This is a genomic window from Cellulomonas sp. P5_E12 (genome assembly GCF_054049315.1).
This window is the reverse complement of the sequence record NZ_JBFUMP010000002.1, coordinates 257064-280780: the sequence shown is the minus strand read 5'-3', so window position 1 is coordinate 280780 and position 23717 is coordinate 257064. Positions and strand designations below refer to the sequence as shown.

Sequence of the window (23717 nt, the reverse complement as noted above, 5' to 3'; positions counted from 1 at the left end):
GTGGCTCTTCGTAGCCTGACGGGATGACGCAGCAGCAGCGGACCTATCCCCCGGGCGTGACGTCCTGGGTCGACATCGAGCAGCCGGACGTCGAGGCGGCCAAGGCGTTCTACGGCCCCGTCCTCGGGTGGTCGTTCCACGACGCCACGCCGCCCGGGCTGCCCTTCCGGTACGTGATCGCGCAGGTCGACGGCCGGGACGCCGCGGGCATCGGCGGACCGTCGGACCCCTCCGGCGACGCGCCGGCCGACCCCTCCTGGCACACCTACGTCGCCGTCGAGGACCTCGACGCGGCGCTCGCCCGGGTTGTCGCGGCGGGCGGCACGATCACCACCGGCCCGACGGTTGCGGGCGAGGGCGGCGCGTGGGCCGCGTTCACCGACCAGCAGGGCGCCGACCTGCGGCTCTGGCAGCCGAAGCGGCGCCTCGGCGCACAGATCGTCAACGCGCCGGGCGCCTGGAACTTCAGCGACCTGCACACCAGCGACCCGGCCGCCGCCCCCGGCCTCTACACCCGGGCGTTCGGGTGGGAGGTCGCGGATGTCGGGTTCGCCACGATGATCCGCGTCCCCGGGTACGGCGACCACCTCGCGGCCACGGTGGACCCCGACATCCACGAGCGGCAGTCCGGCGTGTCCGTGCCGCCCGGGTTCGCCGACGCCATCGGCTGGATCGCGCCACTCAGCGACAACGAGACGCCCCACTGGCACGTCTCGTTCGCCGTGGCGGACCGCGACGAGACCGCGGCGCTGGCGACCGCGCACGGGGGCGCGGTCGTCGCGACCGAGGAGAACCAGTGGGCGCGCACGGCGACGATCCGCGACCCGCAGGGAGCCGTGTTCACCGCCAGCCAGTTCGCCCCTCAGTAGCCGCGCGAGCTGTCGGCTGTCACCGCCGCGCCGCGGAGGGTCCCCACGTACTCGTCGACCGTCATCGGCTTGGAGAACATCGGATAGTCGTAGGTGATCGCGTTGTCGTGCTCGGCCTGCGAGGTGGCGCCGACGGCGTCGGTGAGCGTGATGACCTCGAAGCCCTTCTCGTAGGCCGAGCGCATGGTCGACTCCACGCAGCAGTTGGTGAGGAAGCCGCCCAGCACCACCGTCGTGATGCCCTTGGACCGCAGGATGAAGTCGAGGTTGGTCGACCCGAAGGCGTCGAGACCGCGCTTGCCCTCCACGACGATGTCGTCGCCGGCGGGGGCGACGTCCTCGACGAAGTCGGCGCCCCACGAGCCCTTGACGAAGGCGTTCGAGTCGACGACGCCCTTGAGGATCCCGTAGGGGTGCGCGGTGATCTCGCCGTACCCCGCGGCGAATGCGATGGGGCTGTGGATCACGGTGGCACCCGCGGCGCGCGTGGCCTCGAGCGCCGTCCTGGCGTGCGCGAGCATGCCGGTGCTCTCCATGACGTCCTGGACCGCGCCGTGCAGCACGCCGCCCTCGCTGGTGAAGTCGTTCTGGAACTCGATCAGGACGAGTGCCGTGGTCTCCGGGTTCATCTCTGCTCCTTTGCTGGATGGTGCGGAACTTTGTGGTGCGGATCAGTGGAGGGCCTGGTCGGCCAGCAGCTCGACGACGTGCCGGTAGGTCGCGCCCGTGGCCCGCGTCATGCCCAGCTCGCAGGTGCGGTTGCAGCTGGCGTGCGCCTGGGCGCCCAGACGAGCGACCTCCGCGGCCTCCCGACGGGTCGCCGCGGCGGTCAGCTCTGGGCGCAGCATCCCGCGGTCGCCCGCGAAGGCGCAGCACCCCCAGTCGAGGGGCACGGTGACCGTCTCGGCGACGGCCTCGGCAACCGTGCGCAGGGCCGGGTCGAGCCCCAGCTGCGTGGACGAGCAGGTGGGGTGCAGGGTGAGGGAGTCGAGCCGGCGGAACGGTCCGAGGACCGGCAGCACGCGGTCGGCGACGAAGGCCACGACGTCGACGACCTGCACCTCGCCCCCGACGAGCTGGCGGAAGCCCTCGGTGCACGACGAGGCGTCGCAGACCACGGGCAGCCGGCCCCCGTCGGTCGCGTCGCGCAGGGCGGGCAGGACGGCGGCGCGCATCGCGTCGTGACCCGCGGCGATCCCCTTGGACGACCAGGGCGTGCCGCAGCACAGGTTCTCGATCCCCTCGGGGACCAGCAGCGTGATGCCCGCGGCCGCGCAGAGGTCCTCGAACGCGACCTGCACGCCGGGCCCCTCGGCCGGGCCGAACATCACGTTGACGCACGCCGGCACGTAGACGCCGTCGGGCGCCGCGACGGGCCGCGGTCGGCGGCGGGGCGCACCGCCGCCGGGGAGGTCGGACGTCCACTGCGGCACCGTGTCGGTCCCGAGGACCGCGCGGGCCGCCGCGGTCACGGCAGGCACCAGCGGGCCGGGCACCGCACGGGCCACGGTGAGCGCGGTCCCGGCGAGGGCCGTCGTCGCGCCCCAGTGCTTCGCCGCCGCGGTCCAGACCGCTCCCTCGGGCGCGGACAGGTTCTCGCGGCGGAGCGTCTTGATCAACAGGCCGGTGTTGATGCCGACCGGGCACGCGGTGGCGCACATCCCGTCGACCGCGCAGGTGTCCACGCCGGGGTACTCGTAGGCGCGCTCGAGCCGCGCGGCCGTGGCCTCGTCGCCCGCCAGCTCCGCCGCTCGGATGTCCCGGCGCAGCGCGATCCGCTGGCGCGGCGTCAGGGTGAGGTCCCGCGACGGGCACACCGGCTCGCAGTAGCCGCACTCGACGCAGCGGTCGACCTCCGCCTCGACCGTCGGGGCCAGCTTGATGTGCCGGAGGTGGGCGTCGGGGTCGTCGGAGAGCAGGACGCCGGGGTTGAGCAGCCCACGCGGGTCGAACAGGCGCTTGACCTCGCGCATCACGTCGTAGAGCTCGTCGCCATACTGGCGCCGGACGAACGGCGCCATGACGCGGCCGGTGCCGTGCTCGGCCTTCAGCGATCCACCGTTGTCCAGGACGAGCGCCACCAGGTCCTCGGTGAAGGCGGCGTAGCGCGCCAGCTGCTCGCCCGACTCGAACCGGTCGGTGAGCATGAAGTGGAGGTTGCCGTCCTTGGCGTGACCGAAGATCACCGCGTCGTCGTAGGCGTACCGGCCGAAGAGCGTCGTCAGTGACGTGCACGTGTCCGCCAGCCGCTCCACCGGCACGACGACGTCCTCGAGCAGGGCGGTCGTCCCGCTGCGGCGCGCGCCGGCCACCGAGGTGTACAGCCCCTTGCGCAGCTTCCAGAGCTGATGGCGGGTTCCATGGTCGGCGGTGAGCGGGACCCCGCCGAGCACGGGTCGCGCGCCGCCGACCAGCGACGCGAGCTCATCGGCGGTCGTCGCCTGGTACTCCACGAGCAGTGCCGCCTGCCGGTCCACGGTGAGCGCGGCGACCGCCGGCGGACAGTCGGCGAGGGTCTGCCCGACCCGCAGCGAGGTGGCGTCCATGAGCTCGAGGGTGGCGGCACCGGTGGCGACCAGCGCCGGCAGCGCCCGGTTGGCCGCGTAGAGGTCGTCGAAGACGAGCAGCGCCGACGCCGCGTGGGTGCGCAGCGGGACCGTGCGGAACGTCGCCGAGGCGACGAAGGCGAGCGTCCCCTCGCTGCCCACCACCAGGTGCGCCAGCATCTGCGGGACGGTGTCGAAGTCCACCAGCGCGTTGAGGCCGTAGCCCATGGTGTTCTTCATCGCGAACTGCCGGGCGAGGGTCGCCACCGAGGCAGGCTCGTCGAGCACCCGTCGGCGCAGCGCGTGCAGGCCCGCGTACAGGACAGGCTCGACGACGCGCAGCAGCTCGTCCGCGTCAGCCGCGCCGGTGTCGACGACCGTCCCCGACGGGAGGACCACGACCAGCGACTCCAGGGTGCGGTAGCTGTTCTCGGCCGTGCCGCACGCCATGCCCGAGGAGTTGTTGGCGACGACCCCGCCGACGGTGCACGCGACCTCGCTGGCCGGGTCCGGCCCGAACCGGCGACCGAACCGGGCCAGGTGTGCGTTCAGCTGGCGGACCGTCACGCCGGGCTGCACCCGCACACGGTCGCCGCCGTCCAGCACCTCGACCCCCTGGAAGTGCCGGCGCACGTCCACCAGCACGCCGTCGCTGCCGGCCTGCCCGGACAGGCTGGTCCCGCCCGAGCGGAAGGTCAGCGGTACCCCCGCGTCGGCCGTCGCGCGCAGCAGCCTGCCCACCTCGGCGGCGTTGCGCGGGGCCACCACCGCCTCGGGGACCAGCAGCACGTGGGACGCGTCGTGCGCGACGGCCCGGCGGCTCAGCTCGTCAGTCCGGACCTGCGCACGCTCAGCGACGCACCCGGCCAGCAGGGCGGCGAGCGGCGTCGGTGCCGTCGAGGTCATCGGGCTCCCTCATCACGTGTCGTGCGATTGTCGGACAAGTCGGCGCCGCCGTCGAGGACCGCCCTCGCCGGGCTGACCGGGGCGGCTGCCCCCACCCGGTCGGGCATTCCTCCCGGCCGCCCGGGACGGGTGCCCCATGACGCCCGGGACACCCCGGCGAGACGTTCGTACCTCAGGAGTCAGGTGCTCCCCGAGGAGGAACCGATGCGTCGCATCAGGATGTCGATCGTCGAGCTGGACGACCCGCTCAACCCGAGCGAGAACTCAGCCGAAGGGCCGCCTCCCCGCGCGGCACGGGCCGCGTTCGCCACGCTCGCGGCCGCCTGCCTCGCGGTGGTGCTCACCRCGAGCGTGCTCGGCGCCACCGGGCCGGCCGCCACGCCGGCCCCCAGCCCGGCGCAGTACGCCACGGCGCCGGCCGACCGGTGCCCGGGCGACCACATGCGCCCCGGCGCCAGCTCGTGCCTGGACCCGTGCGCCCGCTACGAACACCTGTCGCCGTCCGAAGGCGTCGCGTGCGCGCACGCTCGACGGGTGGAGACGCCGACGCCGCTGGGCTTCTCGACGGGCACGCCCGAAGGTGCATGGTGAGCGCGCCCTCGGCCGCGAGGGCGGGCGCCGCGAGCGGCCTGCGCGCCGCCCCGATGCCGATGCCACCCCACGTCCGCGCACTGACGGTCGCGAGCGGAGTCTGTGGCGTGGTCGGCACGGCGCTGCTCGCCGCGTTCTTCGCCTTCGCCGACCCGTTCACCACGTCGGGCGGCCCGTGGCACTGGGCCGGCCGCGCGAACGACGTCGTCGGCTCGCTCGCGTGGTTCCTGCTCATCCCGGCGGTTGCCTGGTTCGCGTTCGTCCTGCGCGACGGCCTCGTGCGCGTCTGGTCGGCGCTCACGGTCGTCGGTCTCGCCGCGATGGCGGTCGCCGGTCCGCTGTTGGTCCATGAGCAGATCACCCTCGACGACCAGTACGCCGTGTCGGCCGTCGGCCTCCCCCTCGTGGTCGGCTGGGTCTGGCTCGTCTCGCGGCGCGGCGCCCGGTGGGGCGCGATCGGCGGGGTCGCCGCGGCGACCGGGCGGGCAACCGTCCTGGTCTTCGTGCTCGGCGCGGTCGTCGGACTGGCCGGGCTCGCGCTCCTGCCGTGGGGCAGCCCCGCCCTGGTCGTCGCACTCGTGCCGGGGGTGCTCGGCTGGGTCGCGTTGACGGCGTGGCCGCTGGTGCTCGGCATCCGGCCCCCCACGGTCGATGCGGCAGTCCGGGAGCTCATGAACCAGCTCACGCGGGCCTGCATCGCCGGCTACCGCGCGACCGGCGGCCGGTTCATGGGTCGCGCCAAGGGCGCGCCGGTGCTCCTGCTGACGACGACCGGGCGCCGGTCGGGTCTCGTCCGCAGCGTGGCCGTCGTGTTCGCGGAGGTCGACGACGCCTACGTGGTGATGGCGACGAACGGCGGCCGGGCCGCGCTCCCGGGGTGGTACTTCAACCTCGTCGCGGACCCCGATGCGGACGTCGAGATCGGCCCGCGGGTCCGGGTGGTCCGGGCCCTGGAGCTTCAGAACGGCGACTACGACGACGCCCGCACGGTGCTCACCACGGCGTACCCGAGGCTCGAGCACTACTGGACCACCACGCCCCGGCGTATCCCGCTGCTCCGGCTGACCCCGGTCGACCCGTGACACCGCCCCGGGAGGCGGCCACGATGAGCGCATGGGTGCTCCGTCCGCGGGACGGCGGGTGACAGCGCAGGGCAGCCCGGCAGGCGTGCTGGTGCTCGTGTCGGTGGCGCTCGCGATCTGTGCCGCGTTCGTCGCCTGGCGTGTTGACACAGCCGGCGAGTGCGCGCGGCTGACGTCGGCGCCCAGTGCGTGGGCGACGACGGGCGTGCTCCCGGTCGCCGAGGTCGGCTGCCCGGTGCACGCGGGCGACGAGGTGACCGGCATGGTCACGTCGTCGGTGGACTCCGTGCGGTACGCGCTCGTGCGCGACGGCGAGCATCTCGTCGTCGACGTCCGGCTCGGGCCGGCCGACGTCGCCACCCGGCTGGCACCGGGATGGTCGACGCTCCTGTTCGTCGGCTCCTTGCTGGGCGTGGGTGCCTACGCGTTCGTGCGTCGCCCGCGCGACCGGGCCGCCCAGGCCCTCCTGCTCATGGGGACCGGGCTCGCCACCAGCACGATCGTGTACCTGCTCGAGCTCCCGCTGCATGGCGGGTTCTCGTCGTGGCCGCGGAACCTGTTCCTCGGTGCTGTCGTCGGCTGCTACCTGCTCGGGTGGGGCGGGGTGCTCGCGTTCGCGCTCATCTTCCCGTGGCGGACTCTGTGGTCGCGGTTCGCGACACCGGCGTCCGTCGCGCCCGCACTCCTCGCGACGGCGGTGGCGGTGATCGGCTCGTCCGCCGGTCCGTTCGCGGCCGCGAGCGCGGCCCTCAACGCCGAGGCCGCGCTGACCCTGATCGTGTTCGTCGTCGCGATCGTCGTGTTCGCCCGTCGGGTTCGCGGCGGCGCACCTGATCAGGATGCCGCGCGGCAGGTCCGGTGGGTCGGTCTCACCGGGGCGGCCGCGCTGATGCTCGCCGCCGCGCTCTGGCTCGTCCCGCAGCTCCTCGTCGGTCGGTCGCTGCTGCCCGGCACCTGGATCGGGCTTCCGGGTCTCGTCGCCGTGGCCGGACTGCTCGTCGCCCTGCTGCGGCAGCGACTCTTCGGCCTCGACGTCGTCCTGCTGCGCACGCTCGTGGCCTCCGGGCTCACGCTCGGCATCGTCGTCGTCTACACGGGCATCACCGCCCTGCTGGGCGCCTCGGCCTCGGCCGTGGTGCCCGTGCAGGTGGCGCTGGTGGCGGCCGCGGGTGTCGCGCTCACGCTGGACCCCATGCGCCGGGGACTGACCGGCCTCGGCCGCCGGGCGCTCTACGGCGACCGGGACGACCCGTACCGCGCACTCAGCCGGCTCGGGGAGCGGATCGCGGACGCCACCCGTCGCGACGTCCTCTCGCTGGTGGCCGACGAGATCGCGCACGCGCTGCGCTCGCCATGGGTGGGGATCGACGCCGTCGGCCGACCGCTGGTCGCTGCGGGGCCATCGACCGGTCCGCCGTCCGACGACGCCGTCGAGGCCCTCCCCCTCGTGCACCACTCGGAGCGCCTCGGCACCCTGCGGATCGCCCGCCGCCGACCGGACGAGCCCTTCGACCCCGCGGAGCGTCGGCTGCTCGCCGGCCTTGCCGGGCGGGTCGCCGCGGCCGTCGCCGAGGAACGCCTCGACGCCGCCGTGCGGGCCTCGCGCGAGCGCCTCGTGCTGGCCCGCGAGGAGGAGCGTCGCGCGCTGCGCCGCATGCTCCACGACGAGGTCACCCCGACCATCGCCGGCATCGCGCTGCGTGCGGCCACCGCCCAGGCCCTCGTCACGCAGCAGGGGCGGGAGGGCGAGCTCGACCGCGCGCTCGCCGGCATCGCGGTGTCTGCCACCCAGGCGGCGGCCGAGGTCCGCGAGCTCTCGTACGGGCTGCGTCCCCCGGCGCTCGACGAGCGCGGGCTGGTTCTCGCGCTCCGCGAGCACGCCGACGAGCTCGCCGTGAAGGTCGACGTGGTCAGCGACCTCGGCCACGAGGTCCTGCCCGCGGCGGCCGAGGTGGCGGCGTACCGGATCGCCGTCGGCGCGCTGGCCAACGTCGTCGCGCACGCCGGAGCCGCGCACGCACAGGTGTCGATCGAACGTCTGCCGGACGCCTTGCGGGTCACCGTGCAGGACGACGGCACCGGGATGGCGCCCGGGGCGCGGGCCGGGGTCGGCCTGACGACGATGCACGAGCGGGCCGGTGAGCTGGGGGGCGAGCTCGTCGTCTCGCCGGCGCCCGGTGGCGGGACGCGGCTTGTCGCCGTCCTGCCTCTGGTGGCGGTCGGGGCGTCCACATGACCGGGGACGCCACCCGCGTGGTGGTCGCCGACGACCACCCGTTGTACCGCGAAGGGCTCGTGGGGCTGCTCGCGGCTGCGGGCGACATCGTCGTCGTCGCGCAGGTGGGCAACGGGGCGGACGCGGTCGCCCGGACCGAGGAGCTCACGCCCGATGTCGTCGTGCTCGACCTCAAGATGCCCGAGCTCGACGGTGTGGAGGCGACTCGGCGCATCGTCGCCGCCGCGCCGCACACCGGCGTCCTCGTCCTGACCATGTACGACGACGACGCGCTCGTGTTCCGCGCCATCCAGGCCGGCGCGCGCGGGTACGTCCTCAAGGCCGAGGAGCCCGCCACCGTCCTCGCCGCCGTGCGCTCGGTCGCGCGCGGGGACGCCGTGTTCGGGCGGGAGCTCGCCGGACGTCTCGCCGCCTGGTTCGCCGCCGCACCGCCCGACCTCGGTCCGTTCGTGCAGCTCACCCCGCGCGAGAACCAGGTGCTGGACCTGCTCGCGCGCGGGCTCGGCAACCCGGCGATCGGCGAGCGGCTGGGGATCAGTGCGAAGACCGTGCGCAACGTCGTGTCGAACGTGCTCGTCAAGCTCCAGGTGGCGGACCGCGCCGCGGCGATCGCGCGCGCCCGGGACGCGGGCCTCGGTCGGGCCTGAAGCCTGGTGTCAGGCCGCGCCGTCCACCTCGGTCATGTCACCTGTGCCCGGGTCGGCGCCCGTCGGGGCGTAGCGCAGCTGGACCGCACCGGCGCTCCCCGTCACCGGCGGCTCGAGCAGCGTGAGCCCCGACGCCCGGACACCGTCGGGGAAGACCTTCTTCCCCTGGCCGAGGACGATCGGGTAGACCCAGAGCGTCAGCACGTCGAACAACCGCTCGGCGAGCAGCGTCTGGACGAGGTCGACGCTGCCGATGACGTGGGTGCTCTCGTGCCGGTCCCGCACGGCCCGGATCTCCGCCACGACGTCCGCGCCGAGCAGGGTGGTCCCCGCCCAGCCGAGGTCCGGCGTCCCGCGGCTGGCGACGTACTTGGGCACGGCGTTGAGCTGGCGCGCGATGTCGCCGTCCTGGTGCGGCCAGTACCCGGCGAAGATGTCGTACGTCCGGCGTCCGAGCAGCAACGCGTCCATGGCCGCGATGCCGGCGCCCACCTCACGGCCGACGACGTCGTCGAACAGCGGCGCCTGCCAGCCGCCGAAGGGGAAGCCGTCGGACGGGTCCTCCTCGGGGGCGCCCGGCGCCTGCGCGACGCCGTCGAGGGTGACGAACAGGTCGATGTGCAGGCGGCCCATGGCTGCTCCTCGGCTGATCCACGGTGTGGGCGACCGTTCGAGGGTAGACCCGGGTTGGGGCAGGCCGAGAGCGGGTTGAGGTCAACCTCCGCCGACGCTCGGTGGCGCGGGGACGAGTCGATCGCCCCCGGGCAGTGCGCTCGTCGCGGCCAGGACGAGGGCGAGCGCGCCGAGGCCGACGGGGAGCGACCAGACCGTCGCGACGGCCCCGACGAGGAGCGGGCCGCCGGCGTCGCCGAGCTCGCGACCCAGCTCGGCGGTGCCCATGGTGCGACCCATGCGCTCATGGGGTGTCGTCTCGGCGAGGTAGGCGAACGCGAAGGGCGTCGACACCCCGATCCCCGCCCCGATGAGGCCGCCCGCCAGGTAGAGACCGACGACGGAGGGCAGCACGGCGGCAAGCAGGGCGCCGCCCGCGGCCAGGAGCAGCCCGCCCGTCATCCCGGCGGGGTCGGTGAGACGGTTCCGGTCGCGCAAGGCACCCGCCAGAGGTTGCGTCAGGGTCGAGCACAGCGCCAGGACCGAGGCGATCCCCAGGGCGGCCAGCAGCCCCGCCCCCAGATGGTCGGCCAGGGCGGGCAGGAACCCGATGGCCGCCCCGAGCGCGCCGGTCGACGCCGCCAGGACCAGGGTGGGGATCACGAACTGTCGATGGGTGGACTGCCGGACCACGTCGGCGACGGTGTAGCGCGGCCGGGGCAGCGGCTCGATCCGGGGCAGCCGGACGGCGACCCAGACCGCGGCCAGTGCGGCGACGGCAGCCAGCGCGACGAAGAGGAGCGGGAACCCGCCCAGGTGCAGGAGTGCCGCGCCGATCAGTGGGCCGAGGGTGTAGCCGAGCGCCTTCCACGAGCCGTACCGCCCGAAGTACCGGCCGGCCCGGCCCGGGCCCGCTAGCCGGGCGACCGTGGCGGACGCGGCCGGGGAGAACGCCGAAGCGGCCGCCCCCTGCCCCAGCCGGGCGAGGACGAGGACCAGCGGCTCCGCCCCCCACACCCCGATCGACGACGTGACGGCGAAGGCGACGAGGCCGCCGACGATCACGGGCTTGGCGCCGATCCGGTCGCTCAGGGAGCCGAACACCGGCTTGAGGACGACCTCGGCGACGTCGTAGATCGCGATCAGGAAGCCGATGCGCAGCAGGTTCAGCCCCAGGCTCTCCCCGCTGGCACCAAGTCCCGCGGCGACGCTGTGGGCGCCGAAAGCCGTGACGAAGCCGGCCGCGTACAGCGGTGGCAGCGCATCCGTCGGCCGCTCGAGGCCGCGCTCCGCCTTGGCCATCAGCTCGTCGCGCCCGATTCCGCGCGGTCCAGGTACGCCCGCCCGCGCGGCGAGAGCCGGTAGCCGACCTCGAGGCTGTGCGTCAGGCCGAGCTCCTTGAGCCGGCGGACGTCCCGCTTGAACGGAGCGGTCTCGCGCCCGACCGAGGCGGCCAGGTCGGGCGCGCGGGTCGCCGGGCGGTCGCGGACCAGCTCGAGCGTCTGTCGCGTCCACGGCGTCGATGCGTCCCAGCGGGCGAGCGTGGCCGCGAGCGCCTCCAGCTGTTCCGCAGTGAACGACGTGTCGGCGGACAGCGCCTCGCGCGGGTCGGGACCACCCCACGAGAGCCCGATCCGGTACAGCGGGAGCTCGGTCCGGCCGCCGACCACCTCGTCCACCGACGACGCACCGGCCGCGCGCGCCTCGTCGGGCGTCGCGCCGCTGACCTCGTCGACGGGTCCGACGAGAACGATGCCCACCGACGACAGGAATGAGCCGCCGGGCTTGACCCGGGGCGTCGCCCATCGCCGGAACGCCAGCGTCACCTCGCCGCTGCGGATCCCGTCGGCGATCCGCTGGTTGAGGAGCATGCCCACCATGATGGGCGATTGTCGATGCGTCGTGGGTCGAGGTCGCTGGTCAGCGGGGCGCGACGAGCCACGCCAGGAACGCCACGACCCGCCCGCGCTCGGCGGCGGGCGCGAAGGGGCCGAGCTTCTCGTGGACGCTGTCGCCGCTGGTCGAGCCGATGGCTCGCTTCGGGCTCTTCCCCGGGCAGGTGTGACGACGGCGCGCGGACCTCAGGGCAGCTCGCCCATGCCTGCCCCGCGGGCGCGGCGGATGGCCTCGGCCCGGTCGGGGACGTCGAGCTTGGTGAACAGCGACGACACGTGGTTGCGCACCGTCTTGTCGGAGATGAACAGCTCCCGCGCGATGCGCCGGTTGTCGTGGCCGCGGGCGACGAGCTCGAGGACCTCCCGTTCCCGGTCGCTCAGCCGGGGGAAGACCTCGCGCCCGGGTTGAGCGGCGAGCCCGGCGAAGTAGTCGACGAGGCGGTCGGCGACGGTGGTGCTGAACACGGCGCCGCCGGCGGCGACGGTCTGCACCGACTGGATCAGCTCGGCACGGCCGGCACCCTTGACCACGTAGCCGCGGGCACCCGCGCGCATGGCCGCGACGACGGCGTCGTCCTGGTCCGCCATCGTCATCACGAGCACGCGGGTCTCGGGGCTCGACCGGAGCACCGCCCTGGTGGCGTCGATGCCGGACCCGTCGGGGAGGTTGAGGTCCATGAGCACCACGTCCGGGCGGAGCTCGGTCACCAGCGCGAGCGCGGCGGCCACGTCGTGAGCCTCACCGACCACCTCGAGCCCTTCGGCGCCGGAGAGCGCCGCACGCACGCCGTCGAGGAACAGCGGGTGGTCGTCGACGAGCAGCACGCGGGTCATCGCGGCCCTTCCAGGGTCGAGGGGAGCACCGCGCGCAGCTCGGTACCGGGTCCGGGATCGACGGCCCGCACGGTCAGGGATCCGCCGATCTCCTCGGCGCGCTGCCGCATCGACGCGATGCCGAGGCCCGATCCGGGACGCGGGTCGCGGCCGCCGTCCGGCCCGACACCGTCGTCGACGACGACGAGGGCCAGCGCGTCGGCGCTCCGGGTGAGGGTCAGGACGATCCGGTTAGCGTGCGCATGTCCCGAGACGTTCGCGAGGGCCTCGGCCGCGATCCGGTACGTCGCGACCTCGGTGGCCGCACCGACCTCGCCCACCTCGTCGATGGCGACCTCGACAGCGAGCCCGGTCGTGCGGTGCCGCTCCGCGAGCAGCACCAGCGCACGGGCGAGCCCGAGGTCGTCGATCCCGGGCGGGCGCAGCCCGTTGGAGATGGTGCGCACCTCCGCGACCGCGTGGCCGACGCTGCCACCGGCGGCCTTGAGGAGGGCGCTCGCGGTGGGATCGGCCACCAACGCCTGCGCGGACTCGACCTGGAGCCGCAGGCCGGCCAGCGTCGCCCCCACGCCGTCGTGGAGCTCCCGCCGCAGACGCTGCCGCTCGGCTTCACGGGCGGCCACGAGCAGCTCGCGGCTGCGTTGCAGCTCCTGGTGCAGCCGCAGGGCGGCGATCGAGGGCGCCACGAGATCGGCGATGCCCGCGAGGATGTCCGCATCCCGCTCGGTGACGACGACCTCGCCCGGGCGCGGCGCGACGACGAGCCACCCGGCCGTCTCGCCCCGATGCCTCATCGCGAACCGCTCGCCGGACGTCGACGAGTCCCCGGCCCTCGCCAGCCGTCGCTCCTCGCCGTCGACGAGCAACCACACCTCGGCCGCGCCCAGCCGCAACGACGAGACGACGCTCTGGCACATCACGTCCGGGACCGCGGCGATGTCGAGCCCAGGCGCGGCGAGCCGCGACGAGAGTCGGGACGTCACCGCGTACGGGTCGGCGCGGTCGCCGTAGAACAGGCGGTCGGCGCCGGCCCACAGCCGCCGACCCAGCGGGTGGATCAACGCGCCTGTTACCCCCGCCGCGACGGCGGCGCTGAGCGCCGAACGCTCGTCGCCGACCGCCTGCAGCACCGCGAAGACGCTGAGGTAGACACCGATCAGGCAGATGGCGAGGCTCGCGGTCACCAGGGCACGACAGACCGCCGTGTCGAGGTCGTAGAGCCGGTGGCGCGTGACCGCCACCCCGATCGCGATCGGGACCAGCGCCACGGCGGCGGCCTGGACGAGCACGTCGACCGGACTGGGGAGCAGACCCTGCGCCAGGGTCGCCGCGACCAGCGTCCCGGCCGCGACCAGGAGGACGACGACCTGCCGCCGACGAAGCCCCTGCGACCGACGCAGCCGGAGCACGAGGCTCCACACCGAGGCGATCGTCGCCGGCACCAGCAGGACCGCCGCGGCGACCGCCAACACCTTCGCCACGCCCTCGTTAGTGACCGGCTTGGCGATCGGGACGGCGCCCTGGAAGTCCTCTGGGTAGAGACCGACAGCGAGGGCGAGCAGGACGATCCCTGCACCGGCGGCGGACGCGACGACCCGCCAGATCCGACCGGGCAGCAGCCCGTCCGGGTACAGCAGCGGGACCCAGGTCACCAGCGGCAGGAACCCGGGGACCCAGAGCCAGCTCTGCAGCTGGACGAGGATCCCGACGAGGTCGCTCGGCTCGGACGCGACGAGCGCGAGGGCGGCCGTCAGCACGGCGAGCGCGGACGCGAGCCCCGCGCCGAGCATCACCCACGCGAGCGCCCGCGTCCCGCGAGCAGGGGCCCGCCCCAGGAGGATGACGAGCGCGGTCACCGGGTAGACGAACCCGACGGTCGCGTCGACGACCAGCTGGGGGGCCGGCGGCAGGTGCCAGACGTCGCCGATGGTCATGAGCGCGACCGCGGCGACCGATGCGCCGCACGCGAGCGCGGCGACCAGGCTCGCCCAGCGGTGGCGCAGCACGAGGCGCACCGCAGCCCCACGCCCGGGCTGACCGGGTCGCGGGGCGGGGCGGACCGACTGGTCGACCACAACGGCCATGGCGGGGATCCTAGATCCCGCACTGCTCGGTCGAGGGCTCAACGGGGTTGCGGCGCTGCATCCACGCGGCGACCGCCGAGACCACGCCGAAAGCGAGCGCCAGGAGCGACCACGTGGTCCCCTCGCCGAACGCGAGACCGGCGAGGCCGAAGCCCAGGCACGAGACGGCGACCCACGCGACGAGCGAGCGGCCGGCCGGCAGCAGCGCCGCCAGAACTGCCAGGACGATGAGCGTGACCGACGTCCAGGCCATGTCGAACAGGTGCGGGTTCTCCGAGTGGAGGCCGGTCGTCGCCAGGTTCTGGAGCGCGAGCTGGTTGATCGCGTAAGGGGTCAGGAACGCGGCCAGGGCCAGCGCGAGAGGAGCGAGGACGGGGTCGATGCGGACCGGACCCCGCAGCCGCGGCCGCCGCGGCATCGCGAGCCAGAGCAGGGCGCCGGTGACCACGATGACGCCGATCAGGAACGGCGCGCCGCCCCCGGGAGCCACCACCGCGCAGACGACGCCGGAGCCTGCGAGGGCGAGGTGCAGAAGGCCTGTCGCCGTGGACGGTCGGCGACCGCTCCACCCGGCCCGGACCAGCGGCAGCAGTGCCCCCAGCCACAGCGCACACAGGATCAGGCCCTGGCCGGTCGCCTGGTGGAAGCGGTGGTCCGGCTCGATGCCGGTGACGAGCATGCGGGTGAGGTTGACGGTGAACACGACGGGGAGCGCGGAGGCCAGGAAGGCCGTGACGCCGACAGCCGCGCGGCGCCGCCAGCTCGACGTCACCGCCGGCTCGGGAGCGGAGTGGGAGGTGGACGGGGCACTGAGGGTTGTTGTTGTCATGACCGCTACGGTCGTCGGCCGGGTGTCCCGGGCACATCGCCGAGGTGTCCCGGAGTTGTCCCGGCCCGAGCACGCGACGGGACCGTCACCCTCACCCCGCGGGCCGCCGGCGGTCTCCGCGTCGCGGTCCACCTGCCCGCTGCACCACCTGACGATCGGGGATGAGAGCCGCCGACCGACGAGACCGTTCGAGCGTCGGTACGGTGGCATGAACCGCGAACGTTCCCGCCCGAAGAGGATGGTGAGTCGTGACCACGTACCGAGTCGGGTACTTCGTCGGGAGCCTGTCGTCGTCGTCCATCAACCGCACCCTGGCGAAGGCGCTGGTCCGCGTGGCGCCGCACGACCTCGAGCTCCGCGAGATCCCGATCAAGGACCTGCCGCTGTACAGCCCCGACCACGACGACGACTTCCCCGTCGAGGCCCGGGCGTTGAAGGAGGCGATCGCCTCCGTGCAGGCCGTTCTCTTCGTCACTCCGGAGTACAACCGGTCCATCCCCGGCGGGCTGAAGAACGCGATCGACTGGGCCTCGCGACCATGGGGCCAGAACTCCTTCGACCACATCCCCGCGGCCGTGATCGGGATGTCGACGGGACCCATCGGCACGGCCATGGCCCAGCAGAGCCTGCGCGGGGTGCTCAGCTTCGTCAACGCCCGGCAGATGACGGCACCCGAGGCATATCTGCGCTGGACACCGGACATGTTCACCGACGACGGGGAGGTCCTCCTGGAGGGCACCGAGGCGCTCCTGCGCCGGTTCATGGCCGAGTTCCGCGAGCACCTGGTGCGCGTGCTGACCGTTCTCCCCCGGGCGTGACCCGGCGCTGAGGGTTTGTCAGTTCGTCGCCGCGTCGACCGCGCGGTGGTCGGTCAAGGTCGTCGCGGCCCAGGAGGCGAGGACCTTCAGACCGTCCGCGGACGGCGAGCCCGGGACCGCCGAGTACACGTTGAGCTGCAGCCCGGGGTCGGCGGGCAGGACGAGGGCCTCGTAGTCGAGCTCGAGCAGGCCGACCGCCGGGTGATGGAACACCTTGGTCCCGGAGCGGTGATACCGGACGTCGTGCGAGGCCCACAGGCGGCGGAAGTCCTCGCTGCGGGTGGACAGCTCCCCGACAAGGTCGGTCAGGCGCTTGTCGTACGGGTTCCGGCCGGCTTCGGCGCGGAGGATTGCGACGGCGTCGTGCGCCATGCGGTCGGCCTTCTCGCCCCAGAACGCTCGCGCGCCGGCCGGGTCGAGGAACTGGAAACGGGCGGTGTTGACCGGCCTGCCGGGCGCACGCTGCATCGAGTCGTAGAGCGGCGAGTACAGCGCACGGCCGAGCAGGTTGGCGCCGAGCACGTCCAGGCGACCGTTGCGCACGAATGCCGGCGCACCCTCCAGGGCGTCCACGATGCGCTGGACGACGGGACGCAGGACAGGCGTCGGCGCCGTGCGGGCTCGGGACCGGGCGGCGCCGGATGCGTTGGCCGCACGGGCCAGGTCGAACAGGTGACCGCGCTCGGCCTCGTCCAGCTGCAACGCCCCTGCCAAGGCCTCGAGGACTTCCTCGGAGACCCCGGAGAGGTTCCCGCGCTCCATGCGCGTGTAGTAGTCGATGCTCACGCCGGCGAGCATCGAGACCTCCTCGCGGCGCAGCCCGGGCACGCGCCGGTTGCCGCCGTACGCCGCCAGACCGGCGCGCTCCGGCGTGATGCGGCCGCGACGCGTCATGAGGAACTCACGGGTCTCCGCGCTCAGATCCATACCGACGACGGTACGTTCCGGCGTCCGCAGCGGGGAGGTACTGGCGTTACCGGGTCACGACAGGCCCTCCAGAGGGCTCGGCTCGTTCGTACGGTGGACGCCATGACGACCGCGATCCCCGCCCTCACCCTGAACAACGGCGTGGCCATGCCCGCCCTCGGCTTGGCGTCTTCCAGCCCCACCCGCCGAGACGGGCGCCGCCGTCCGCACCGTCGTTGAGGTCGGCTACCGGCACGTCGACACGGCCAGCGGCTGTCACCGCCACCACCCTGCGCGTCGACCGGCGGTGAGCGAGAACGCGCGACCGGAGGAACGGGCGACGGGGATCTCGTCGACCGCGACTCAAGCGCGGAGTACGTCCACCCCGGCGCGTTCGACCTCGGTGAGGACGGGGTTCTGCGGGTCGGCGTCGCTGACGATCCCGGCGACCTCGTCGAGACGAAGCACCGAGAACGGCGATGCCGCGCCGATCTTCTCCTCGCTCGCCATGACCCACGTCTGGGCCGCTCGCCGCGAGAGGGTTCGCTTCATCGCAGCCTCGTCGACGTCACCCGTCGTCAGGCCCGTGTCCGACCGCACGCCCGTCACGCCCATCAGGAACAGGTCGGCGGTGACCTGAGCCGCCGCCTCGGCCGCGGCCGCCCCGGATGCCACGACCGAGTGCTTGAACAGTCGACCGCCGATGATGAACACCTCGGCCGGGTGGTCGACGAGCGCGACGGCGATCGTCGGGCTGTGGGTGATCACCGTGACCTCGAGATCGACCGGGAGAAGTCGGGCGACCTCGAGCGCCGTCGTGCCGCCGTCGAGGATCAGCGTGCTCCGCGGCTGGATCAGACCCACGCAGGCCAGCGCCACGCGGTGCTTGCTCGCCGTCGCGATCTCCTGCCGTCGCGCGTAGCTTGCCGCGGCCAAGGGCACCGGGATGGCGCCGCCGTACACGCGCTGGCAGAGCCCCGCGTCGGCGAGCTCGCGCAGGTCACGACGGATGGTGTCCTCGGAGGTGTCCAGCTCGGTCGCCAGCTCCTTGGCCACGAGCCGCCCGTCGACCCGCAGCCGGTCCAGGAGGAGTTCTTTCCGCTGAGCAGCGAGCATCTGCACGATCTCCCTTGTTTCTTCCGATTCATGCATACTACTGCACATGACGACACCCATGATGATCTTGATTGCTGGCCCCTACCGCTCCGGCACGGGCGACGACCCCGACCTGATGGCGCAGAACCTCGAACGTCTCGAGCAGGCCGCCTGGCCCATCTTCCGCAGCGGTCACCTCCCGATGATCGGCGAGTGGGTGGCACTTCCCGTGCTCAGCAGCGCGGGTGCCGACGGCCCGCTGAGCCCGCTCGCGCAGAGCGTCATGTACCCCACGGCTGAACGACTGCTGCAGCACTGCGATGCCGTCCTGCGCCTGGAGGGCGAGTCGACCGGCGCTGACCAGGACGTCGCAATCGCGCAAGAACGCGGATTGCCGGTCTACCACCGCGTTGAAGACATCCCCGGGTTCGTGGCCTCTGAGCTGCCCGGCTGACGTCAGCGCGCCCGGCAGGCTCGAGCCTGCACAGCCCCGGCGATCTCCACGACGGCTCGACAACGCGCGCCGAGCGTGCGGCGGTGAGCCGGCGGGCCTTCTGGGTGATCCGTGCGGTTGTTCGGGGCGCACTCGTGCCAGAGTCGACCCCGATGGACGACGCCGCCCCGAGGGCTCACATCTCGCCCGCGCGTCTGCGCGTGGGCGTGCTCCTGATCCTGCTCTGGTGGATCCCCGTGTGGCTCGCTGCGCCGGTGATCAGCGCGGCCTTCGGGCTCGACGCCGAGAACGTCCTCGTCGGCCTCATCGTCGTGCAGACGGTCCTCGGCGCCCTCGGTGCCCTGGTCGCGGGCGCGCAGATCACCCGCATCCTGCGCGGCGTCCCGAGGAAGCAGATGCTGCCCACCGTCTGGCGCGTGTTCCGCCACGGCTCGCTCGACTGACGACGGCCTCAAGCCGGCACCAGTCGTTCGCAAGTGGCACACCCGGCACCTTTCGTCAGGAAACCCGGTCGAACCGGACGTATCAGGCCGGTCCGGCCGGGTTCCTGACATGGCGGCAACCCGCCGCCTCTGTCCACCGTGCCGAAGCTGGAGAGCACTCGTCATGAGCAAGGTCCTGTTCACCCTCACGCCGATCACCGGGCACGTGCGACCCGCGCTGCCGATCGTGCGGGCCCTCGTCGACGCCGGTCACGACGTCGCCGTCTACACCGGCAGCAAGTTCGCCGACGCCGTGGAGGCGACCGGCGCGCGGTACGTCCCGATGACCCTCGGCCGCGACGAGGACGACTCCGACGTCAACGCCTGGTCCGACGCCAACGGCGCCCCCGCGCCCGGCCTGCGCCGCCTGCGCTGGGAGGTCGTGCACCTCTTCGTGCGGACCGTGCCCGCCTACGTCGACGACGTCTCCGCCTACCTCGCCGCCGAGCAGCCTGACGTCGTCGTGGTGGAGAGCGCGTTCGTCGCCGGAGCGCTCGCCGCTCGGCGGCACGGCGTGCCGTCGGTCCAGCTGTCCGTCCTCCCCCTGCAGCTCTCGGGCCGCGACGTCCCACCGTTCGGGCCCGGTCTGCAGCCGCCGCGCCACGCGCTCGACCGCCTCAAGCAGCGGGTCCTGACCCTGCTGATCCAGAAGGTCGTCTTCCGCGAGGCCCAGCGCGAGGCGCAGCTCGTCGCCGAGCAGGTGGGCGCCGGCGACCTCGACGTCTTCTTCTTCGACTGGGTGGGGACGCTCGCTGACCGGCTGCTGCAGGCGTCGGTGCCGGGGTTCGAGTACCCGCGGCTGGAGCCGCACCCCGAGCTCGAGTTCGTCGGCCAGATCACGCCGCGCGGCGTGGACGCGTTCGACGAGCCGGCGTGGTGGTCGGACGTGCGGGCGGCCCGCGAGGCCGGGCGGCCGGTCGTCCTGGTCACGCAGGGGACGATCGCCACCGACCCCGACCGGCTGCTGCGCCCGACGCTCGAGGGGCTCGCGGACGAGGACGTGCTCGTCGTCGCGACGACCGCGATCGGGGAGCCCGACGACTTCCTGCCGGACCGGCCGTCGAACGTGCGTGCCGCACGGTTCGTGCCGTTCGAGCACCTGCTGCCGCTCGTCGACGTGATGGTGACCAACGGCGGCTTCGGCGGGGTCCAGCAGGCGCTCGCGCACGGCGTCCCGCTCGTCGTCGCAGGCCGGACCGAGGACAAGGCCGAGGTGACCGCACGGGTCGTCTGGTCGGGCACCGGGGTCGGGGTACGGACCGACGCGCAGGACGTGGCCGCCGCGGCCGCCGTCCGCGCGGGTGTTCTCGACGTGCTGGCCGACCCGTCGTACCGGCGGCGCGCGACCGAGCTCGCCGCGGAGTATGCGCGCTACGACGCCGTCGCCCGCACGGTCGAGGTCGTCGAGGAGACGGCGCGGGAGCGCGCGACGGTCGCCGCCTGAGGGGCCCGGTGGGCGCGGCGTCAGGGGGACCGCCGCGCCCACCGACGCCAACCCCGGTCTGCGAGGGAGACGCGCGTCAGCGCGGGCCAAGTGAGGACGCGGCCCTCGTGGCGCAGCACGCGGCTCAACGCCCAGGGGCACTCCCCTGGTCGTCGATCCCGACGGCGACCCCGTCGGCAAGTTCGCCCGTGGGCGCCTCACGGCCCTTGTCGTCGCCCATGAGAAGGCTCGCGAGGATGGTCGCGATCAGGATCACCACGCCCATGATCAGGTAGGACTGGGAGAACCCGTTCTTGTCGTAGGACCGGCCGAACGCCCCGGAGAAGACCGCAACCCCCAGGGACTTCGCGACGCCGAAACCGAGCATGTACGCGGTCGCGGAGATCTTCACGTCGAACATCCGGGTGATGTACTTCATCACCGAGACGAGCATGAACGGCATCTCGATCGCGGCGAGCCACCGCCAGGCGATCAGTGCCCCCGTGCTGGTGAAGAGCGCGGAGCCCAGCACCCGCACGACGAGGATCGCGGCGAAGACCTGCAGTCCGCGCTTGGCGCCGATCCGGTTGATGATGGCGGGCGTGAAGATCAGCACCACGGCCTCGAGCAGGATCTGGATCGACACCACCGTGCCGAACAGCGCCTCGGGGTCCGTGTGGTCGACGAGGCCGGTGAAGTAGATCGAGTACTGCTGGTCGAACACGTCGTACAGGGCGGCCGTGCCCATCATGAGGACCACGAAACCGAGGAAGTTGCGGTCCGTGACCAGCTTGCGGATGTCCTCCTTGCTGACCTTGTGCACCTTCGACTCGCCCCCGGCCCCCTTCGCACCGGCTGGCTGGCGCGGCACTCGCGCGACGAAGAGCAGGACGCCCAGCACCAGGGCAGAGAACGACGCGGCCCACCAGATGTTGTCGGGGTTGGTGCTCCAGACCAGTCCGCCGATGGCCGAGGCGAAGGAGCCGCCGAGCGCGCCGAAGAGCCGCGCGTGGCCGTACTCGAACCCGTTGGCTCGGCTCGCGCGCTCGTTGAAGGCCTCGACCACGGACACGCCCGCATAGGTGACGAGGCTGAGGTACATGCCACCGACCACGGCGGCGAGGGTCTGGTCGACGTCGATGAGCGGCTTGAACACGAACAGGAAGAACGGCCCGATCAGCGCGGCGCACACGACCACGAACGAGAACAGCGGCTTGCGGAAGCCCAGGCGGTCCTGAAGGAATCCGTACAGCGGCTGCAGGCACAGCGCGGTGAGCGCCATGACCGTGCTCACCCTGCCGATGCTCGTCGACGACATGCCCTCGTCGTCGAGCCACAGGCCCATGAACGTGAAGATGAACTGCCAGGCGACGAAGTAGAAGAAGTAGATCCCGCCGTAGTTCCACAGCACCGGGCGCTTGATCGAGTCGACGAACCTGGGCCCGGTGGCCGGAGCCACGGTGGCCTGACCGCCCCGGTCGCTCATCAGATCGTCCCGTCGGACGCAAGCACCTCGACACCGGAGGGCACCGGACGGCTCAGCGGCTGCGGCACCCCCCATCGGGGCTCACCGTCCGCGAAGGGCAGGACCTGCGCGCAGGCGTGCCGGTTGGGATCCCACAAGGGGTTGCCGATGAGCTCCGTGTAGCTGCGGGCGTGATAGACCAGCACCGTCTCCCCCTCGATCGACTCCGTGAAGCTGTTGTGGCCCGGACCGTAGACGCCGTTCTCGGGGGCGCTGGTGAAGACCGGCTCGGGAGACTTGGTCCAGCTCGCAGGATCGAGGAGATCCGCATCCGCGGACGCGGTGAGCAGCCCCATCGCGTAGTCGATACCCGTCGCGGAGGCGCTGTAGGTGAGGAACAGCCGCCCGTCCCGCTGCAGGACCGACGGACCCTCCGCGACCCAGAACCCGATGATCTCCCAGTCGAGCTCCGGCCGGCACAGCATCACCGCGGGCGTCGCGAGCGTCCACGGGTTCTCCATGCGCGCGATGTAGAGGTTCGAGTGCCCCTTCACCGCGAAGTCCTGCTGCGCCCACACCAGGTACTGGTCGCCACGGAGGACGAAGCTCGTCGCGTCGAGCGCGAAGGACTCCCAGCCGGTGTCCACCTGGCCTTTCTCCGTCCAGGTGCCGGTGAGGGGGTCCGCGTCGAGGCACTCGAGGCAGTAGACACGGTGGTTGAAGGTGTCGTCCGCATCGGGGACGTCGAAGGTGACGTCCGGGTTGGGCGCCGCGGCGTAGTAGACGTACCAGGCTTCACCGATGCGATGGAGCTCGGGCGCCCAGATGAGGTTGGACTGCGGCCCTTCGGCGTGCTTGCTCCAGATGGTCACCTCGGGCGCGGCCTGCAGGTCCGCGAGGCGTTCTGCCCGGCGCAGGACGATGCGGTCGTACAACGGGTGCGAACCCGTGAAGTAGTACTGGCCGTCGTGGCGCAGGACGCAGGGATCTGCGCGCTGGAGCACGATGGGGTTCGACACGGGGTCCACGGGCATGGAGTGCCTCCTCGCCGCTGAGACAGGGACAGGATCGCAACGTAGCAGGACAAAGCGACGCTGAGGACGGCTCTGACCTGCACAACTTCGGCCAGGTCTGACCCTGAGGCGCACTTCCCGACGAGTCGCGGCGTCAACCCATGCCGGCACGACCTGTCTCGCCGTGCCCTCTGCGGTCGGCAGTGCGTCAGACGCGCGGGACCCAGCGGGCGCCGAGCTCCGCGGTGGTCGGAGCGCCCTCGGGAAGCGGGTCCGCGGTCACCGGGCGCAGGCCCGCGAGCTGGATCTCGACATACCGACGACGCAGTTGCGCGGTGCGGGCTGCGTCGGCGCCGTGGACCGCGGTCAGCTGCTCCCAGAGCATCGGCAGGTCCTCGTCGACGACGTCGCTCCGCACGACGCCGGCCGCCTGCGCGGCGGTGAGCAGCTCGTGCGCAAGGCGGCCCGAGTCGGCCGCGCGAGCGCGATGCTCATCGGTGGGGTGGAACAACCCTGCCAGGCTGACGGTCAGCGCGTGCACGTCCGCCTCCACGATGCCCCGGACGAACACGGCGAACGCCTCGCCCGCGTCCGCCTCGGCGCTCGCGCGGCGCGCGATGTCGATGAACTCGCCGAGACCGTCGAGACACAGGCGCGCGAGCAGCGCCTCCTTGCTCGGGTAGCGCCGGTAGAGCGCGCTGATGCCGACGCCGGCGGCTTGGGCGACCGCGGACACGGGCGCGCCCGGGTCGAGCGTGAAGCACTCACGAGCGGCGGCGAGGATGGCGACGTCGTTGCGGGCGGCCTGGCCGCGCCGGCCGCTCAGGGCTGTCATGGGCTGACCGTAGCACTTGAACGGAACGGATCGCTCCGCTATGTTCCTACTAACGGAATGGATCATTCCGTTAAGCCCTCGGAGGCCTGAGGAGA

Annotated in this window: 22 protein-coding genes; 9 read left to right on the top strand and 13 right to left on the bottom strand. The window is 73.0% G+C overall.

From position 1 onward, the window contains the following. The first annotated feature begins 23 nt into the window (after nucleotides 1-23). The gene (locus ACXJKA_RS02725) at nucleotides 24-869 is read left to right on the top strand and encodes a VOC family protein (RefSeq protein WP_456823629.1); all 846 of its coding nucleotides are present in this window, start codon (nucleotides 24-26) and stop codon (nucleotides 867-869) included. On the opposite strand, the gene ACXJKA_RS02720 is transcribed toward ACXJKA_RS02725, so the two are convergent. Together ACXJKA_RS02720 and ACXJKA_RS02715 are read right to left on the bottom strand one after the other, a co-directional pair. Beyond that, a complete protein-coding gene (locus ACXJKA_RS02720) occupies nucleotides 863-1498 on the bottom strand; it encodes a cysteine hydrolase family protein (protein WP_456823628.1) in 636 nt (211 codons plus the stop codon). The genes ACXJKA_RS02725 and ACXJKA_RS02720 overlap by 7 nt on opposite strands. 42 nt (nucleotides 1499-1540) lie before the next feature. Beyond that, complete coding sequence (locus tag ACXJKA_RS02715; protein ID WP_456823627.1) at nucleotides 1541-4321, bottom strand: FAD-binding and (Fe-S)-binding domain-containing protein; 2781 nt, start codon at nucleotides 4319-4321, stop codon at nucleotides 1541-1543. 204 nt (nucleotides 4322-4525) lie between these two features. Between ACXJKA_RS02715 and ACXJKA_RS02710 the strand changes: the two genes are divergently transcribed. From ACXJKA_RS02710 to ACXJKA_RS02695, 4 genes are read left to right on the top strand one after another with little or no spacing between them, the layout of a single operon-like run. Beyond that, on the top strand, nucleotides 4526-4912 hold the full coding sequence (locus tag ACXJKA_RS02710; RefSeq protein ID WP_456823626.1) for a hypothetical protein: 387 nt from the start codon (nucleotides 4526-4528) through the stop codon (nucleotides 4910-4912). Further along, on the top strand, nucleotides 4909-5994 hold the full coding sequence (locus tag ACXJKA_RS02705; RefSeq protein WP_456823625.1) for a nitroreductase/quinone reductase family protein: 1086 nt from the start codon (nucleotides 4909-4911) through the stop codon (nucleotides 5992-5994). The genes ACXJKA_RS02710 and ACXJKA_RS02705 overlap by 4 nt, the downstream gene beginning before the upstream one ends. Before the next feature lie 31 nt (nucleotides 5995-6025). Continuing rightward, nucleotides 6026-8230 carry a sensor histidine kinase gene (locus tag ACXJKA_RS02700; protein WP_456823624.1) on the top strand — a complete coding sequence of 735 codons (2205 nt, stop codon included), beginning with the start codon at nucleotides 6026-6028 and terminating at the stop codon, nucleotides 8228-8230. After that, nucleotides 8227-8877: a response regulator transcription factor gene (locus ACXJKA_RS02695; protein WP_456823623.1), complete on the top strand. Its 651-nt coding sequence runs from the start codon at nucleotides 8227-8229 to the stop codon at nucleotides 8875-8877. Before ACXJKA_RS02700 ends, ACXJKA_RS02695 begins: the two co-directional genes overlap by 4 nt. A 9-nt stretch (nucleotides 8878-8886) precedes the next feature. Here the strand turns inward: ACXJKA_RS02695 and ACXJKA_RS02690 are convergent, their stop codons facing one another. The 6 genes from ACXJKA_RS02690 to ACXJKA_RS02665 all read right to left on the bottom strand — a co-directional run bounded on the left by ACXJKA_RS02690 (nucleotide 8887) and on the right by ACXJKA_RS02665 (nucleotide 15131). After that, entirely contained in the window at nucleotides 8887-9510 is a 624-nt protein-coding gene (locus ACXJKA_RS02690; protein WP_456823622.1) for a dihydrofolate reductase family protein, read from the bottom strand. Between the two features lie 81 nt (nucleotides 9511-9591). Further along, the gene (locus ACXJKA_RS02685) at nucleotides 9592-10791 is read right to left on the bottom strand and encodes an MFS transporter (protein WP_456823621.1); all 1200 of its coding nucleotides are present in this window, start codon (nucleotides 10789-10791) and stop codon (nucleotides 9592-9594) included. Then, on the bottom strand, nucleotides 10791-11369 hold the full coding sequence (locus ACXJKA_RS02680) for a hypothetical protein (protein ID WP_456823620.1): 579 nt from the start codon (nucleotides 11367-11369) through the stop codon (nucleotides 10791-10793). The genes ACXJKA_RS02685 and ACXJKA_RS02680 overlap by 1 nt, the downstream gene beginning before the upstream one ends. A 201-nt stretch (nucleotides 11370-11570) precedes the next feature. Next, on the bottom strand, nucleotides 11571-12218 hold the full coding sequence (locus tag ACXJKA_RS02675) for a response regulator (RefSeq protein WP_456823619.1): 648 nt from the start codon (nucleotides 12216-12218) through the stop codon (nucleotides 11571-11573). Further along, entirely contained in the window at nucleotides 12215-14302 is a 2088-nt protein-coding gene (locus ACXJKA_RS02670; RefSeq protein WP_456823618.1) for a histidine kinase, read from the bottom strand. Before ACXJKA_RS02670 ends, ACXJKA_RS02675 begins: the two co-directional genes overlap by 4 nt. 10 nt (nucleotides 14303-14312) lie before the next feature. Beyond that, a complete protein-coding gene (locus ACXJKA_RS02665) occupies nucleotides 14313-15131 on the bottom strand; it encodes a hypothetical protein (protein ID WP_456823617.1) in 819 nt (272 codons plus the stop codon). A gap of 248 nt (nucleotides 15132-15379) precedes the next feature. Between ACXJKA_RS02665 and ACXJKA_RS02660 the strand changes: the two genes are divergently transcribed. Continuing rightward, on the top strand, nucleotides 15380-15949 hold the full coding sequence (locus ACXJKA_RS02660; RefSeq protein ID WP_456823616.1) for an NADPH-dependent FMN reductase: 570 nt from the start codon (nucleotides 15380-15382) through the stop codon (nucleotides 15947-15949). A gap of 18 nt (nucleotides 15950-15967) precedes the next feature. On the opposite strand, the gene ACXJKA_RS02655 is transcribed toward ACXJKA_RS02660, so the two are convergent. Both ACXJKA_RS02655 and ACXJKA_RS02650 read right to left on the bottom strand, forming a co-directional pair. After that, nucleotides 15968-16876: a helix-turn-helix transcriptional regulator gene (locus tag ACXJKA_RS02655; protein WP_456823615.1), complete on the bottom strand. Its 909-nt coding sequence runs from the start codon at nucleotides 16874-16876 to the stop codon at nucleotides 15968-15970. Between the two features lie 342 nt (nucleotides 16877-17218). Further along, nucleotides 17219-17971 carry a DeoR/GlpR family DNA-binding transcription regulator gene (locus ACXJKA_RS02650; protein WP_456823614.1) on the bottom strand — a complete coding sequence of 251 codons (753 nt, stop codon included), beginning with the start codon at nucleotides 17969-17971 and terminating at the stop codon, nucleotides 17219-17221. 46 nt (nucleotides 17972-18017) lie between these two features. On the opposite strand from ACXJKA_RS02650, the gene ACXJKA_RS02645 reads away from it, so the two are divergent. From ACXJKA_RS02645 to ACXJKA_RS02635, 3 genes are all read left to right on the top strand, one after another. Further along, nucleotides 18018-18404, top strand: coding sequence for a DUF4406 domain-containing protein (locus ACXJKA_RS02645; RefSeq protein WP_456823613.1), 387 nt, complete (start codon nucleotides 18018-18020; stop codon nucleotides 18402-18404). 152 nt (nucleotides 18405-18556) lie between these two features. Next, nucleotides 18557-18847, top strand: coding sequence for a hypothetical protein (locus ACXJKA_RS02640; protein ID WP_456823612.1), 291 nt, complete (start codon nucleotides 18557-18559; stop codon nucleotides 18845-18847). Between the two features lie 163 nt (nucleotides 18848-19010). Beyond that, nucleotides 19011-20330 carry a glycosyltransferase gene (locus ACXJKA_RS02635; RefSeq protein ID WP_456823611.1) on the top strand — a complete coding sequence of 440 codons (1320 nt, stop codon included), beginning with the start codon at nucleotides 19011-19013 and terminating at the stop codon, nucleotides 20328-20330. 124 nt (nucleotides 20331-20454) lie between these two features. On the opposite strand, the gene ACXJKA_RS02630 is transcribed toward ACXJKA_RS02635, so the two are convergent. The 3 genes from ACXJKA_RS02630 to ACXJKA_RS02620 form a co-directional block, all read right to left on the bottom strand. Next, entirely contained in the window at nucleotides 20455-21795 is a 1341-nt protein-coding gene (locus ACXJKA_RS02630) for an oligosaccharide MFS transporter (protein WP_456823610.1), read from the bottom strand. Next, nucleotides 21795-22808 (bottom strand): glycoside hydrolase family 43 protein, encoded by a 1014-nt coding sequence (locus ACXJKA_RS02625; protein ID WP_456823609.1) that lies wholly within the window; start codon nucleotides 22806-22808, stop codon nucleotides 21795-21797. Before ACXJKA_RS02625 ends, ACXJKA_RS02630 begins: the two co-directional genes overlap by 1 nt. Before the next feature lie 187 nt (nucleotides 22809-22995). Next, nucleotides 22996-23622: a TetR/AcrR family transcriptional regulator gene (locus ACXJKA_RS02620; protein WP_456823608.1), complete on the bottom strand. Its 627-nt coding sequence runs from the start codon at nucleotides 23620-23622 to the stop codon at nucleotides 22996-22998. Nucleotides 23623-23717: the final 95 nt, after the last annotated feature.

Excerpts from the sequence above, each read along its gene's own strand:
- ACXJKA_RS02725 (WP_456823629.1), top strand. The coding sequence starts at position 24 with ATGACGCAGCAGCAGCGGACCTATCCCCCGGGCGTGACGTCCTGGGTC.
- ACXJKA_RS02720 (WP_456823628.1), bottom strand. The coding sequence starts at position 1,498 with ATGAACCCGGAGACCACGGCACTCGTCCTGATCGAGTTCCAGAACGAC.
- ACXJKA_RS02715 (WP_456823627.1), bottom strand. The coding sequence starts at position 4,321 with ATGACCTCGACGGCACCGACGCCGCTCGCCGCCCTGCTGGCCGGGTGC.
- ACXJKA_RS02700 (WP_456823624.1), top strand. The coding sequence starts at position 6,026 with ATGGGTGCTCCGTCCGCGGGACGGCGGGTGACAGCGCAGGGCAGCCCG.
- ACXJKA_RS02695 (WP_456823623.1), top strand. The coding sequence starts at position 8,227 with ATGACCGGGGACGCCACCCGCGTGGTGGTCGCCGACGACCACCCGTTG.
- ACXJKA_RS02690 (WP_456823622.1), bottom strand. The coding sequence starts at position 9,510 with ATGGGCCGCCTGCACATCGACCTGTTCGTCACCCTCGACGGCGTCGCG.
- ACXJKA_RS02685 (WP_456823621.1), bottom strand. The coding sequence starts at position 10,791 with ATGGCCAAGGCGGAGCGCGGCCTCGAGCGGCCGACGGATGCGCTGCCA.
- ACXJKA_RS02680 (WP_456823620.1), bottom strand. The coding sequence starts at position 11,369 with ATGGTGGGCATGCTCCTCAACCAGCGGATCGCCGACGGGATCCGCAGC.
- ACXJKA_RS02675 (WP_456823619.1), bottom strand. The coding sequence starts at position 12,218 with ATGACCCGCGTGCTGCTCGTCGACGACCACCCGCTGTTCCTCGACGGC.
- ACXJKA_RS02670 (WP_456823618.1), bottom strand. The coding sequence starts at position 14,302 with ATGGCCGTTGTGGTCGACCAGTCGGTCCGCCCCGCCCCGCGACCCGGT.
- ACXJKA_RS02665 (WP_456823617.1), bottom strand. The coding sequence starts at position 15,131 with ATGACAACAACAACCCTCAGTGCCCCGTCCACCTCCCACTCCGCTCCC.
- ACXJKA_RS02655 (WP_456823615.1), bottom strand. The coding sequence starts at position 16,876 with ATGGATCTGAGCGCGGAGACCCGTGAGTTCCTCATGACGCGTCGCGGC.
- ACXJKA_RS02650 (WP_456823614.1), bottom strand. The coding sequence starts at position 17,971 with ATGCTCGCTGCTCAGCGGAAAGAACTCCTCCTGGACCGGCTGCGGGTC.
- ACXJKA_RS02645 (WP_456823613.1), top strand. The coding sequence starts at position 18,018 with ATGACGACACCCATGATGATCTTGATTGCTGGCCCCTACCGCTCCGGC.
- ACXJKA_RS02640 (WP_456823612.1), top strand. The coding sequence starts at position 18,557 with ATGGACGACGCCGCCCCGAGGGCTCACATCTCGCCCGCGCGTCTGCGC.
- ACXJKA_RS02635 (WP_456823611.1), top strand. The coding sequence starts at position 19,011 with ATGAGCAAGGTCCTGTTCACCCTCACGCCGATCACCGGGCACGTGCGA.
- ACXJKA_RS02630 (WP_456823610.1), bottom strand. The coding sequence starts at position 21,795 with ATGAGCGACCGGGGCGGTCAGGCCACCGTGGCTCCGGCCACCGGGCCC.
- ACXJKA_RS02625 (WP_456823609.1), bottom strand. The coding sequence starts at position 22,808 with ATGCCCGTGGACCCCGTGTCGAACCCCATCGTGCTCCAGCGCGCAGAT.
- ACXJKA_RS02620 (WP_456823608.1), bottom strand. The coding sequence starts at position 23,622 with ATGACAGCCCTGAGCGGCCGGCGCGGCCAGGCCGCCCGCAACGACGTC.